The organism is Flavobacterium sp. CSZ (assembly GCF_015350725.1).
Classification (GTDB): domain Bacteria; phylum Bacteroidota; class Bacteroidia; order Flavobacteriales; family Flavobacteriaceae; genus Flavobacterium.
Map to the genome: position 1 here is coordinate 55,706 of NZ_JADKPQ010000017.1, position 13,251 is coordinate 68,956.

19 protein-coding genes are annotated in these 13,251 nt (G+C 33.0%); 11 read left to right on the forward strand and 8 right to left on the reverse strand.

Annotated elements, in window-relative coordinates; all coding sequences use genetic code 11:
• Nucleotides 1-14: 14 nt before the first annotated feature.
• The 5 genes from IRZ78_RS18650 to IRZ78_RS18670 all read right to left on the reverse strand — a co-directional run bounded on the left by IRZ78_RS18650 (nt 15) and on the right by IRZ78_RS18670 (nt 4,969).
• Complete coding sequence (locus IRZ78_RS18650; RefSeq protein ID WP_194617957.1) at nt 15-1,424, reverse strand: T9SS type A sorting domain-containing protein; 1,410 nt, start codon at nt 1,422-1,424, stop codon at nt 15-17.
• A 57-nt stretch (nt 1,425-1,481) separates the two neighbouring features.
• A complete protein-coding gene (locus tag IRZ78_RS18655; RefSeq protein ID WP_194617958.1) occupies nt 1,482-3,026 on the reverse strand; it encodes a patatin-like phospholipase family protein in 1,545 nt (514 codons plus the stop codon).
• A gap of 108 nt (nt 3,027-3,134) precedes the next feature.
• The gene (locus IRZ78_RS18660; RefSeq protein WP_194617959.1) at nt 3,135-3,512 is read right to left on the reverse strand and encodes a PKD domain-containing protein; all 378 of its coding nucleotides are present in this window, start codon (nt 3,510-3,512) and stop codon (nt 3,135-3,137) included.
• A gap of 97 nt (nt 3,513-3,609) precedes the next feature.
• Nucleotides 3,610-4,176 (reverse strand): hypothetical protein, encoded by a 567-nt coding sequence (locus tag IRZ78_RS18665; RefSeq protein WP_194617960.1) that lies wholly within the window; start codon nt 4,174-4,176, stop codon nt 3,610-3,612.
• Nucleotides 4,177-4,426: 250 nt separating this feature from the next.
• Nucleotides 4,427-4,969 carry a hypothetical protein gene (locus IRZ78_RS18670; RefSeq protein ID WP_194617961.1) on the reverse strand — a complete coding sequence of 181 codons (543 nt, stop codon included), beginning with the start codon at nt 4,967-4,969 and terminating at the stop codon, nt 4,427-4,429.
• A 199-nt stretch (nt 4,970-5,168) separates the two neighbouring features.
• On the opposite strand from IRZ78_RS18670, the gene IRZ78_RS18675 reads away from it, so the two are divergent.
• The 6 genes from IRZ78_RS18675 to IRZ78_RS18700 all read left to right on the forward strand — a co-directional run bounded on the left by IRZ78_RS18675 (nt 5,169) and on the right by IRZ78_RS18700 (nt 8,567).
• A complete protein-coding gene (locus tag IRZ78_RS18675) occupies nt 5,169-5,558 on the forward strand; it encodes a hypothetical protein (protein WP_194617962.1) in 390 nt (129 codons plus the stop codon).
• 190 nt (nt 5,559-5,748) lie between these two features.
• Nucleotides 5,749-6,129, forward strand: a complete 381-nt coding sequence (locus IRZ78_RS18680) for a hypothetical protein (protein ID WP_194617963.1) — start codon at nt 5,749-5,751, stop codon at nt 6,127-6,129.
• A 297-nt stretch (nt 6,130-6,426) separates the two neighbouring features.
• Entirely contained in the window at nt 6,427-7,188 is a 762-nt protein-coding gene (locus IRZ78_RS18685; RefSeq protein ID WP_194617964.1) for an MBL fold metallo-hydrolase, read from the forward strand.
• A 149-nt stretch (nt 7,189-7,337) separates the two neighbouring features.
• Nucleotides 7,338-7,619 (forward strand): hypothetical protein, encoded by a 282-nt coding sequence (locus IRZ78_RS18690; RefSeq protein WP_194617965.1) that lies wholly within the window; start codon nt 7,338-7,340, stop codon nt 7,617-7,619.
• Between the two features lie 22 nt (nt 7,620-7,641).
• Complete coding sequence (locus tag IRZ78_RS18695; RefSeq protein WP_194617966.1) at nt 7,642-8,085, forward strand: hypothetical protein; 444 nt, start codon at nt 7,642-7,644, stop codon at nt 8,083-8,085.
• Between the two features lie 8 nt (nt 8,086-8,093).
• Nucleotides 8,094-8,567, forward strand: a complete 474-nt coding sequence (locus tag IRZ78_RS18700) for a hypothetical protein (RefSeq protein ID WP_194617967.1) — start codon at nt 8,094-8,096, stop codon at nt 8,565-8,567.
• Nucleotides 8,568-8,576: 9 nt separating this feature from the next.
• On the opposite strand, the gene IRZ78_RS18705 is transcribed toward IRZ78_RS18700, so the two are convergent.
• Complete coding sequence (locus IRZ78_RS18705; protein ID WP_194617968.1) at nt 8,577-8,747, reverse strand: hypothetical protein; 171 nt, start codon at nt 8,745-8,747, stop codon at nt 8,577-8,579.
• Nucleotides 8,748-8,854: 107 nt separating this feature from the next.
• On the opposite strand from IRZ78_RS18705, the gene IRZ78_RS18710 reads away from it, so the two are divergent.
• The 5 genes from IRZ78_RS18710 (at nt 8,855) to IRZ78_RS26240 (ending at nt 11,397) form a co-directional block, all read left to right on the forward strand.
• Nucleotides 8,855-9,004: a hypothetical protein gene (locus IRZ78_RS18710; RefSeq protein WP_194617969.1), complete on the forward strand. Its 150-nt coding sequence runs from the start codon at nt 8,855-8,857 to the stop codon at nt 9,002-9,004.
• 42 nt (nt 9,005-9,046) lie between these two features.
• Nucleotides 9,047-9,535: a hypothetical protein gene (locus IRZ78_RS18715; RefSeq protein ID WP_194617970.1), complete on the forward strand. Its 489-nt coding sequence runs from the start codon at nt 9,047-9,049 to the stop codon at nt 9,533-9,535.
• An 11-nt stretch (nt 9,536-9,546) separates the two neighbouring features.
• Nucleotides 9,547-10,104 (forward strand): YdeI/OmpD-associated family protein, encoded by a 558-nt coding sequence (locus IRZ78_RS18720; protein ID WP_194617971.1) that lies wholly within the window; start codon nt 9,547-9,549, stop codon nt 10,102-10,104.
• An 83-nt stretch (nt 10,105-10,187) separates the two neighbouring features.
• A complete protein-coding gene (locus IRZ78_RS18725) occupies nt 10,188-11,090 on the forward strand; it encodes a PhzF family phenazine biosynthesis protein (RefSeq protein ID WP_194617972.1) in 903 nt (300 codons plus the stop codon).
• A 4-nt stretch (nt 11,091-11,094) separates the two neighbouring features.
• A complete protein-coding gene (locus IRZ78_RS26240; protein ID WP_228520527.1) occupies nt 11,095-11,397 on the forward strand; it encodes an SMI1/KNR4 family protein in 303 nt (100 codons plus the stop codon).
• Nucleotides 11,398-11,627: 230 nt separating this feature from the next.
• On the opposite strand, the gene IRZ78_RS18735 is transcribed toward IRZ78_RS26240, so the two are convergent.
• Together IRZ78_RS18735 and IRZ78_RS18740 are read right to left on the reverse strand one after the other, a co-directional pair.
• Entirely contained in the window at nt 11,628-12,524 is an 897-nt protein-coding gene (locus IRZ78_RS18735; protein WP_228520528.1) for a DUF664 domain-containing protein, read from the reverse strand.
• 395 nt (nt 12,525-12,919) lie between these two features.
• Nucleotides 12,920-13,147: a CDGSH iron-sulfur domain-containing protein gene (locus IRZ78_RS18740; protein WP_056248078.1), complete on the reverse strand. Its 228-nt coding sequence runs from the start codon at nt 13,145-13,147 to the stop codon at nt 12,920-12,922.
• Nucleotides 13,148-13,251 lie beyond the last annotated feature (104 nt).

Sequence of the window (13,251 nt, forward strand, 5' to 3'; positions counted from 1 at the left end):
TAATTCTTAATTCTTTACTCTTTAATCACCTTAAATGTTTTAACAACATCTTCAACAGTAACTTTCAAAATATAAAATCCTGGAGTTAATGCTATAACATTTATTGTTCCGTCGCTGGTTTTGCCTTTTAAGGCACTTTTGGATTCGAAATCAAAAAACTCGAAATCAAAGTTTTTAGATTTTACATTCTCAACCGAAATTGTTGTTTGAGCCGGATTAGGGAAAACATAAGGCTTTTTAAGAGTTGTAACTTCGGGCTGAACATTATTGCAGGCACTTTCTAATAATGATGGTAAATCGACCTCATCATAAACGAGCGTATAATTAAGCTCATCAGCTTTTCGGAACAATTCGCAGGCTTCTTTGTATTTGAGTTGATCGAGATAAATAATCCCCAGATTTTTCATCGCATACGAATTGTTTTTATCCATATCTAAAACATATTTCAAATCGGCAATTCCTTTATCTGATTCTCCTAGTTTATGGTAGATTAAACCCCTCGTGGCTCTTAAATCCCTCCCGCCATATCCTATGCTCTTGTCAATAATCGTTTTCTCATTTTTAAAAGCAATAGTAATACTTTCCATAGCTTTTTGATATTCTCCTATATCACTGTACAATATGGCGAGTGCCCATTGTGCATGTGCGTGATCCGGTTTTTTGGCTACAATTTTTTCTAAATAAAAACGAGCCAAATCATAAGACTTTCTTCGCTGTAATAATATTGCAAAGTTGTACAAAATACGTAAATCGTCAGGAGCATTATTAATAGCTTTATAACAATAATTAAAAGCAAAATTGTCCATTTCGAGTGAAGCATAAATATTAGCCAATCGATCGTAAAGTTTACTTCTAAAAACCGCTTTCGATTTCTCTAAAGAATCAGACAGGACAATATCTTTATTTTTAGGATCTTTATCAATAGAATATTCCACCTTTTTTAGATCTTCAAGTGCCAATGTAGTATTACCAAGACTAATACTTAAAACGCCACGATTGAACAAATCGTTAACCTTAGTCGGGTTATAATTCGTTCTTGTATTGATTTCGGTCATCAATTTCAGGGCTTTTTTTACCGTTTCTTCTTTGTCTTTGTTAAACGGTAATTTATGATCGGTTCTGCTCACAAGTTTTCCATGCGAGAAATTCCAAGTGACCAGTTTTTCGCCTTGTTTGTTGTACTGATAAGCATTAGAATCTTTAAGACCTTTATCATCATAAAAGAAAATCTCATTCAACTTTCCATTCGAATAATACGTTTTGGTACTGTCTGGTTTCTTATCTTTTCCGTACCAAATCTCTACCGAAACAACATAATCGTCATAAAAATACCTTGAAACATTATCAGATGCATCGCTTCCTTTTTCCTGAGCAGATAAAAAGAGGGGCAAAAACAATAAGGCAAAAACGATTTTTTTATTCATAATAACATTCTGTCAAAAATTTTGAGGCATTAAATAGAAAATCAAATTTCGACAAAATTACTTACGTTCGACCAATAATTCTTTTAATTCATTCGTTTTTAAGTAAGCGGCAAAACGGCCTGAAAGCAATAAAACCTCTCGTTCGTCGGGAGTAATTCTTAATTTGGTTTCTACGTGCGAGGCATATTCGTATAATAATAAAACCTGTCTGGCAGCTAAATCCTTGAATTTTTCTTTATTTAAAGTCGCTACAATTATTTCGCCATCCTTATCTTTTTTAAAGGAATCCTCACCAAACTTCATGGTCAGTTCCTGTTTAAAACTGCCAAATAATTTTACCCAACTGCTTGCTTCGTCATTTGTATTTTTCAATTCAAACACCAAATCTTCATAAGGATAATCTTTTTGCATCTTTACCAAATAATCCCTAATGGTAGTAAATCCAATAATCTGATAATTCGAAACCGGTATTTTATAACGTTCAAAAGTACTTTCGACATCTTTATCAAAAGTCATATAGCGCGTTTGAACGGTATATAAAGAGGCCGTTTCAAACAATGAAATCAATCTTATTTTGGCATCAGTGATATAAGGCGTTTTCTTCCCCTGACCTAGACAATCTATAAAAAGCGCTTTCTTGTTTTTATCACTCACTTTTGTATCGTTATGAAGCAACTCGACCAAGGTTTTATAGCCCATATTGTCTGACGCGCCGCCATCGACAATACACAATATCTTATCCTGATTTTTTACGCCAAATTTTACTTTTGGCAAAACTCCTGGAAAAGCAGAACTCGCCGTAATCGCATAAGTAAGCGGAAAATCATAACCGTTATTAATTTGATTTTCATTTAATGCAATAGGAGCTTTATTGGGCGCCAAAGAAGAATTCAGGTTTAAACCCCGAATAATATGCGGCATAAACGGAATACGTTCGCCATTATTAAAAGCGGTTCCGTTAGCTACAAACATCGGCAAAGCTGGAACCGACTTGCTGTTTTTGGGAACAAAAAAATCAGACAACAACATTTGGGTACCAAACTTATTCGTATTATCCGGATGCAGGGCGTCGTATTGCAAAATATCGGCATCTATGCGCTGCGTCATCGATATTTTATCGCCTTTTTCGTTTCGGCTATTGTTCAATAAAGACAAAATATTGGCCGATTTATCGACATAATCCTTATAAGCATCGGCTTTAGAAAAGTAAAATTCGTTGAAGGAACAATTATCCTGAAACAATTTATTTTTAAGAATCGTTAAGTAATATCCAGCCGAAAAACAACCTCCGGAAACGGTAGAGAAATAATCAATTTCGTTCAGGAAATTACGTTGAGAATCGTTTTCCTGAATTTCCTCTAATCCCAAAAGCACGCCCATACTAAAAAACTGCGCTCTCGAACCTCCGCCCGAAATCCCGATTCCTAAAGCAATATTGGGATTCTGAAACTTTTTATCGCGTTCCTGAACCGACTTATAATCGTCTAATGAAACCGACGGAATTGAACTATAATTGATTTCTGAAAAAAGGTTGATTTTGTTTTGAGAAAATCCTATTTGAAGAAAAAGCAACAGCAATATCTGGAAGTGTTTGTATCTCATTTTGTGGCTTTTTTTTTATTGCTAAATCAGTAAAAGCAAAATTACGAGAAACTTAACCAAGTTAAATATTAACTAATGAAATCTTTAACATTCAAAAAATACAATTCTTTAATTTACTGTAATACTTCTTGTTGGCGAGGATGTACAGGTTGCTCCTCCATTCTGAACCGTAATATCCGTCTTTGCAGTATAAGTACCCGCTGCGCTATAGATATGCGAAATAGAAACCGTAGTTCCCGTCGCTGTAACTGTCTCTGCAGGTGTACCATCTCCAAAAGTCCATTTTACAGATTTCAAAGTATTCGTTCCTGAATATTCAACTGTAAAATCTATTTTTTTAGGGTTTGTTGCATCTGTCGAATGTTTTACCTTCTCGTATAAAGACTCAGAAACGCAATCCAGTCCTTTTTCTATATCATTTTTGCTGCACGAAATACTTAAAACAAATAATGCGGCAATCATCAAAATTGGAGATTTACTTTTCATGACATTAATTTTAGTGGTTACTTTAAAATGTTATTTTTCTCAAATATAATCAATCTTAGATATTATCTTTTTGATAATTATCACCCAAAAGCGTTTTTCATTCAACATTAAACAATCTCAAAATATACGAAAGTTCATAAACGATAAAGACTATTGCCAAAACAGTATGAAAAACTTTATTATGAACCTTAATCGCCACCAGACACAAAATAATATGACTAATAATGCGAACAAAATATTCGGTTTGATTGTACAAAAAGTAATCGCCGCCCTTTATCGCCGTATCGATAATATCGGCTCCAAAACTGATCGCCAAAATGGCAAAAAACCAATTTTTACGCGAATAAAAATAATCTTCATAACCCGTATAATCTACCAAATCATCGGGATACAGAATCGCACACAACAAATAATAAATCAGGATATAACAAATGATAAAGAAATAATCCGCAAAATACCATTCGTGAATTAACTTCAAGTTAAACTCCCACCACCAAAAATGAATAAGCAGCAAAAAAACATAAAACACCCAAAGAGAGTGCACAAAATAGATTTTCTTACGCCCCGGATGCTGAATAAAAATTACAGATCCTCTTATAAGATGCGTTAAACTCAAACCCAAAATAATCCCTATAATCGATTTGATGTGTGTAAGTTCTTCCATAAAACAATTTCGATTTTATAAAGAACTAAAATTAAGCATTTTACCACAGAGTTGCGCAAAGTTTTTTTTAACATTGTCAGGCTGAGCGGAGTCAAAGCCCCGCAAAGTTTTTTAAAAAGAAATTTTAATTAATCGCGCAAAGTCGCCAAGAAAATAAAACTTTGCGCCTTTGCGCGAGATTTTATAGATATTCAAACAAAAAACTTTGCGAACCTCGCGTAAATCTTTGCGCTCTTTGCGGTTAAAAAAACTAAGCTCTCTTTATCTCATGCCCCACATATTCCTCCAAAGCAGCAAACATATCATCTACAGAAAGCACCTCAAAATCAGGATGATTTTTCAGGAAATTAGCATTTAGCGTAATCAGGTTTTCTTCAAGTTCAAAGAAAGTATCGTTGTTTAGTAAATCACGAGTTGGGTTTACCCCTTCCAGTTTTCCGCTTACAAATTTATTCAGCTTTACGCTGCTCATTAGTTTTACCTTTTTGCTTTGTTGCTGAAACAATTCAAGATGTTTTTCGGCACCAATTAAAGCCAAACCTTCTTCGATAAGTTCGTTCAGTTCCTTATTCCAACCCGATTTATAAACAAACTGAGCAAAATTTCCCTCAGCATATTGCGAATAGTAATAATCAAGATAATAACTCATCAACGCATCTTCATGAATAAATTCGTCATCGACACCTTCCTCGCGCATTAAATTAATTACCGAAATATTAGAGTGAATCACATCCTGAAGATTTTCACTATTCATTGCCGTTTCAGAAACTAGTATTCTACCGAACTCCTCCATTTTGATATTTTTTAAGATTGATTTGCAAATTTCGGCGAAATAATAATAAGATTGAGAATAATTTTTTGGGCGTTCCCTCCGGGTGGGCTTTTCGCTGCTATCCCTAACGCGAACTAGCATTCAAAAATAAAACAACATTTGGCAAAGATTTTGTTTTTACGTATTCAAAATTTTAACTAACAAACTAAACCAAAACAACATGAAAGAAACTATCTTAAAAAGTCTTCTGATTTCTCTTTTAATAACTAATCTTTGGGCAACTATTACATTCTTCATCTATTACTTTGAGACAGGATTATTTAGTGGCTTTAAAACCCTTCTGCTTTTTGGATGGAGTTGCTGGATTAGTTCAGGTTTAGGTTTATTAGCAATATTACTTTCACTTTTAAAAATATGGAAATCAAACCAATCAAAAGTTTTTTTGCTCGTATTTACTGGTTGGTTCAATATCTTTTTTTCACTATTGCTTATCACAATAACTTATTTCGAAATAATTGTTCCTGTCTCTTTTATTGATTCCTTTTTTATTGTTAATCTCATTATTCCGGTGGTGATATATTTTAGAACAAAAAAGATTATTTTAGCTTGATATTTTCTCTAACAACTACCTATGAATAAAATAAATTTTCTAATCCCAATATTGTTTATTAAGCTGTCAAAAAAGAGATGATCATACCGAAAGAATAGAAGATATTGAGTTTTCGTATATCAGCGGACTTCGAATTCCCTACAACACAGTAACAATTAACATTTCAAGAAATAATAAAGACCGCAGTAATGTGTTTATTCAAATCAGACCTTTATTTGACACCCAAAAATGGGGATACAGTAAAATTGATGAAATAGTAAAAATTGACAATTTAACTTTCAAAAAAATTAAATTACTTGACCATATAAACATCGATAAGGCTCATAAAATAGGCAATGACGGAAGTACATGGAAAATTGAATACGGGGCAAAAGGAAAAAATAAAAGCTATAAGTTTTGGTCTCCCACTTTTCAAACAAAAAAAAGAGCATTAGATAATTTTGTACAGTTATCTGAACAAATTTTGGATATTTCAAAACTAAAAAAGATATTATTGATAAGTAAGATATTTTCGAGAACCAATAGCGCGGATTTGCAATCTAGAGTGCACGAAATTTTTAAAGTGGGCTGAAAGTCGTAAAAAGCAATAGCGTAGTGCAGCGCACTACGAATTAAATTACAAAGTAAAAATTGCCCTGAAAGGGCAAAAAAAACTACGATTAAAGATTTAGGGGAATCATGTAAAATATGCCCTTAAAACTAGGCTTTCGCCCTTGCAGGGCTTAAAAGTGATATTCTTTTTTCATAGTGCTTCGCACCATGCTATTGCTAAAGATCTTTCAGAGCAATAAGTTTCGAACATTTATAATCCGATAGCGCAAAATTTGCAATCCCTACCCACAATAACAATCAATCAAAACAAATCTTCATGATAAAAATCCATCACCTAAACTGCGTAAAAATTGTTTCACCCGTAAACGACAATGTTTGCGGACATTGCTTATTGATTCAGGAAAACGACAAACTCATTTTAGTCGATACCGGAATCGGGCTTTTAGACATTCAAAACCCAGAAGAAAGAATTGGCCAGCAACTTATAGACATGGTTGGATATCGTTTTGATGAAAATCAAACCGCGATCAGACAAATCGAAAAACTGGGACTTGATCCCAAAAAAGTAACCGATTGTATTATTTCGCATCTGGACAACGATCATAGTGGCGGTTTGGCAGATTTTCCAAACGCAACCGTTCATGTTGGACTTGAAGAATGTGACGCCTATATTTCAGGAAATCCAAGGTATCTAAAAACGCCTTTATCACACCAGCCAACAATAAAAACCTACGAAAAATTAGATTTGAACTGGTTTGGATTCGAAGCCAGAAAGGTTAATATAGATATCGAAACCGAAATTTACTTAATTCTGCTTTTCGGACATACATTAGGACATTGCGGTGTGGCTTTAAAAACAGAAAAAGGATGGTTATTTTATATAGCCGATGCCTATTATATGCGAATAGAACTTACAGATAGCGATCATCCCGTAAATCAATTGGCAAAAATGAGGGCCGAAGACAATGATTTACGATTAAGTACATTAGATAAAATCAGAAATTTAATCAACGAACATCCCGAGATTGAAGTTTTTGGGTATCATGATATCGAAGAGTTTAACTTTTACAAGAACTAAAAAGCAAAATTTTATAAAAAAATAGAAATTTCAACGCAACCATTTTCCAGAAAGGTCATCTGTTAACAAAGAGAATGCTTTATCCTATCGCGAAATACCCAAATGCGAAGAAAGTAGTTTTCAATTAACAACCTACAACCATTTAGTTTATGGATGACCTGCCAAAAAACCTAACTATATTTTACATCTTAGGCATATTCTCTCTTATAGTAGGAATAATTTACGCCATAATGATCATCGACGGAAATTCGGCACCAGAAGGATTAATGGGAATTTATATTTTGTTTTGCTTGCTTCCGGTTATTATTCTCATAATAATCGATCGATTTCTGGTTACAAAATTCGGAAATCAAAAAGTAAATATAGTTGAGTTCTCTTTTCTGGGATTTATTCTATTTTTATGGATTATAAAAATGCTTTTAAATTTGTAAAGCCAATCCAAATATAATACTTATGGAAATTTTAAATACAGCGATAAAATTCGCATTATTAATCTCTTTAATTATTTCTCCTACACTACTATTTAATAAGCTTCGTAAGCACAGTTTTAAATATCCCTTTATTTTATATTTAATTTCGGCTGTGCTTATTACCTTCTTTTTAGTTATGGTTCTTGCGTGGTGGTCGCATTTTTCAACTGAGCTTCTACTTTCTCATTATGGTTATTATTCCGGTAATTTGAATGAAACAGAAAGAATGAAAAATGTTGCCGTCGAAAATTTAGATAAGATAAACACGCTGCGAATAAGTAAAATGGGAATTGGGTGGCCCCTTAAAGCTATTATGTTTTATCCTTTTTATTTTCCATATCTTGTTATTGCATACTTGGGTATGTATTTTTATAGCAAAAAATCAAGTCAAAAAGTAAGTTTACAAAAAGACTCAATTGAATTTTAATCATATTAATGAAAAAAAGCAGTGACGACTCAGAATTTGAGCAAACTTTTTCATCTCTAAAAAGAATGGGGGAAAGATTCCCTGGCGCAAAAACAACTTTCGAATTATTAAAAGAATTAAATCCGGAAACTACAACTTCGCAATCTGATATTCTGGTTTCTGAAGTCCATAAAATTCAATATCAATCTAATACAAATAGCTTTTTCTACTTCTATTTTCCAATAGTCAGTCACATTCTCTATCATAAATCTGAATACGAAAAAGATCTTTTAAAATATTTAATAGGCCCAAACTTCGCCAACGGAACCTCTGAAGTTGATGAAATGATTGCGATAATCAAAGGAGCAATGGGATTTAAACTCAAAGAAAATGAGTTTTATTTAACCAAAGAAAGTCAGCTTTGGGTTGAGAATGAACTTCCGAAACTAGAAAAGGAAATTCAGCGAGAAATAGATCTTTGCTGGAAAGAACTTGACGAATAATAATATAATTTATGAATTACCCGATTCATCATTATTCTTCTTTTCGTTCATTTTGGCCACTAAAGCCTTCAAACGTAATGCACGTTCTTTTTTTTCTTCCTGAAGTTTCGCCTTTTTCTTATTGAGCAATTTGGTGTGCAAAGCCTTGTTTTTGGTGTTTTTTTCAGGTCCTTTTGCCATAATTTAATTTTCTTTAATTAGGTTTACAAAGATAAAGAACTAATAGCGAGAACAATTCTAATTATAACTAAAAAGCAAAAATGGATTCTGAAAAACTTCGAGATATTATGATACCATTAATAGTTATTGGCGCAGGTTTATTCGTAAGAACAACCGAAAATAAAAATTATCAGGACGCAAAAAAATGGGGCAAGTATTTAATAATTATTGGTGTAGTTTCGCTCATTATTAGAAATATTGATTTATTAATCGATTAATATTACTTTGCAATTTTAAAAAAAATAAAACCCTGAGAATAAATGACGTTATCATACAATAATTGTAAAATTGAAATTACAGAAGAAAAAATTGAATGTGAATATTTATACTTATTCAACAAAGAAATAAATTGGGAAATAGCATTAGACGAAAAAATAATTTCTAAAATAAAATCCAAAGAAATAGTTCTTATCCCACAAGAAATCAAAGAATTTCAATTCGAAATAGAAGATATCCCTCATAGATCATCAAACTTAAGTCAGGTAGCAGTAATTTATTATTTAAAAAAGGGAGAGTTTGAAGCAACAGAATTGTTCAGATTTTGTGTGATTGAAGAAACAAAACTAAGTAGCCAAACAAAATCATATGAATTCGCAAATGAAATATTAAAAATGATATCCAATAAATATAATATTCCATTTTCATTTAAATATTATGTAGAAACTAAGAGAAAAAGAGACGCTCTATCCCATCTAATTGTATTAATAATCTTTGCTTTCTTATTTGGGCTATTAGCAAATAATTTATAAAAATTAACTAAATGAACCCAACTTTCTTCCCAACCCAAGAACAATTCAGAGCATGGCTGGAAAAGCATTACCAGAAAGAAACCGAACTTTTGGTAGGTTTCTATAAAGTGAATAGCAAAAAACCTTCAATGTCGTGGTCAGAATCTGTAGATCAGGCGCTTTGTTTTGGCTGGATCGATGGCGTTCGAAGATCTATAGACGAAGAAAGTTATTCGATCAGGTTTACACCAAGAAAGAAATCCAGCATTTGGAGTGCGATCAACATCAAAAAGGTCGAAGCACTCACAAAAGCCGGATTGATGAAAGAAGCCGGAATAAAAGCATTCGAATACAGATCTGAAGAAAGATCTAAAATTTACTCGCATGAAAATGAAGCATATGTGCTCGATCCTGAGTTCGAAAAACAATTTAAAGCCAATAAAATAGCTTGGGAATATTTCGACAATCAGGCACCATCGTACAAAAAGGTAATAATTCACATAATTATGAGCGCCAAACAAGAAAAAACAAAACTTGCAAGACTTGAAAAGGCAATACGCTTTAGCTTTGAACAAAAACGAATGTTGTAAAAGAAAATGGAATGATTGTAACTTAGATCAAATGACAATCAGTAACTTTATTCTATCAAAAACTCAACTAACAAACTATAATAATGAAAGATAGAGCCGCATTAGAATACTACGTCCTGGATGTATTCTCTAATAAAAGTTACAAGGGAAATCCGTTGTCTGTTGTTTTTACCGATGGCAATCTGGAGTTAGAAACCTATCATAATATCGCAAAGGAATTTGGTTATTCTGAAACGTCGTTTGTTTATTATTCTTCGGCACAAAAAGCGCTTAATGTTCGTTCTTTTACGCCAACAGGTTTTGAAGTAGATGGCGCCGGACACAATTTATTAGGTGCAGTTTGCGCGGCATTATTCAAAAAAATCTCCCTATTTCATGAACAAAATGAAACCAATCGTTTTGTCATCATGAAAGACAACCCTATACCTCTTACAACAAGCTTTGATCCCGTTACCGAATATCCTGTGGTTCAAATGCATCAAAAACCGGCTGTAGCATTGCAGGAAGTTCCAGCTTCGTTAATAGCAAAAGCACTTGGTTTGGCCATTGATGATTTAACGGTTGGTGATCTTCTTCCAACAATTGTTCAAACCGAAGTGGCGCATATAATGGTGCCTATAAAAAACAGACGTTTTTTGCACGATTGCATTCCGGATAATAAACGCTTAATCGAAATCTCTAAAGAATACGGATTTGAAGGTTTTTATTGTTATACCATTTTCGATGCTAAACATGAAAATATAGTCGAAGCCAGATTCTTTAATCCTTTAATTGGGATTGACGAAGATGCCGCTACAGGAACAGCAGCGGGGCCTTTAATTGGCTTTTTAACCAAAACCAAATACACAAAACCCAATACCGAATATAAAATCCTGCAAGGTGTAAAACTAAATCAGCCTTCACTGATTGAAGTCATGGCCAGAGAAAATGATATTTTGGTGGGTGGTTCTGCGGTTATAACCATGCGAGGGGAAATTCACATATAGAACGATGAAAAAAAATTTACTAATTAGTATTTCGGAAAAGGCAATTAAATACGAAGATTTCAATTTTACATCTGAACAAATTGAAAACAATTGGCTCGGAACTATTCCCGCTACCGAAAAACAGATAAATGATGCAGAAAACAAACTTGGCATAAAACTACCAGAAAATTATATCGAATTCATTCGAATAACTAATGGTTTTTCAGCACCAAATGATATTGAACAAAGTTTTGAAAATATAGAAAACATTGACTTCTTAAAAAATATTGATGATTTTGTAATTGAAGCTTATGCGTATCTACCCTAATTAGATAATGTTATTCTAATTGCAGGAATATCCCAAGAACAATATTTCTTACTACTTCCTCCGAAAACAAAAGACGAAGAATGGAAATATTGGAAGTTTGCAAATTGGCATCCAGGTGAACATCCTTATAAAAATCTAAAAGACTATTTTGAAAATGTTCTTCAGTTTATAATTGAAGAACATGAATCATAAAAAAAGCTGCATTATGCAGCTTTTTTTATGATCGGAATTTATTTTTTAATCTCTTGTTCAAGTATTTTTGGTGGTTGTTGTTGAGGCGGAATACGTTTCTTTAAAAACAAAATCTGTCCTAAATGACTTGACTGATGTTCCATAACATGAAACCAACAATATTGATTTGTCCAGTCGTATCTTTGCTGAATTTCAGCAAACCAGGCATCGTCTCTTTTCTTTAATTCTGAGATAGTTTTGGCACGTACTTCATTATAAATATCCAGATAATATTGTATATCATGACCTTTAAATTCGTCTCGCCCACCTTGTTCTAAGTCTAAAGCTTTTTGCCATATTTTCTTTTCTTCTTCATTAAAACCTCTGTTTTCAAAGGTAAAAACCTGATAATATTTTTCGGCTGCAGCCAAATGCATCACCAATGCTCCAATTCTATTGGCTTGTTCATCATGCAAATAATCAATTTCATATTGGCTCATGTCTTTTACCGTTCTTTCAACACGACCTTTAAGGTCCTCGAGCATCGAGATCATATCGCCAATTTTTGGCGAAGCGCCCTCAATATCTCCAATTCTTGCTTCTTGTCTTGGTTTGATTCCACTTCCTTCGAGTAACAAACTGGCTTTGCCATCAACACTGGATTTATCTGAAGAAATTTTATATTCTTTGATTTTAACAATTTTGCCTTTAGATATTCCAAAACTCCATTTTGGTATGTCTCCATTTTTTACCGGCATTTCAAAACTTGAATTTAAAACAACCAAAGGCTCAAAAACACCTTTTGCGTTTTCGATTAGCAATTCAAATTTATCAAAGTAGAATTTCCCGTTATTCAAACACAAACCGCCAAAACTTAATGATTTGCTGTTTTCATCGATCGTTCCTTCTACCGTATAAGATTGCCATTCTTTTGATTTTACTGGTCTGTCACTCATATTATCAAAAAAACCATCTTCATCATTTTTTGTATCTACTCGTGCCCAAACTCCCGCCCAGGATTTAGGCTCAGTAGTTTCGACTCTAACGGAAGCAATTACTTTAAACTTTTTCTTTACAGAAGTCTGAATGTCTATCGTTTGATTAAAAGACGTCCAGTCACCCGAAATAGCTTTTTGTGTTTAAGCTTGTGTCAAAACAAAACTCAAAAACAGTGCTAGAAGTGGTATTTTTTTCATTTTCTATTTTCTTACATTTTTTTGTAAATATAAATTCTTTTTTTAAGAGTTTCTCTTAATTATTATTGTTTGAAAATTCCTTCAAAAACAAAATTTACAACACAAAAAAAGCTGCATCAAAAAATGCAGCTTTTTATCTTAACCAGAATATTTTCTTAGTTTGTTTTCATTGGTGGTAAATCGAATGCGATAGAATCGTGTTCGAAATTATTACGGTGTCCTCCATCGCAGAAAGGTTTGTTTGCAGATAATCCGCAACGGCAAAGTCCTAATGCAGCTCTTCCTTGTAGTCCGTAAACTGTTCCTTCTGAATCCATGATTTCGAAATCACCTTCGATTTTGATAGATCCGTTTTTATTGATGATTAATTTTGTCTTGCTCATAACTTGTTTTTGTTTTTTTCCAGGGCAAAGATTGCGAAATAAATTTTTAAGATTTTAATTAGGGAGCTAGTTTAAATTGGTTCTATTTTAAGTTTTACCACAGA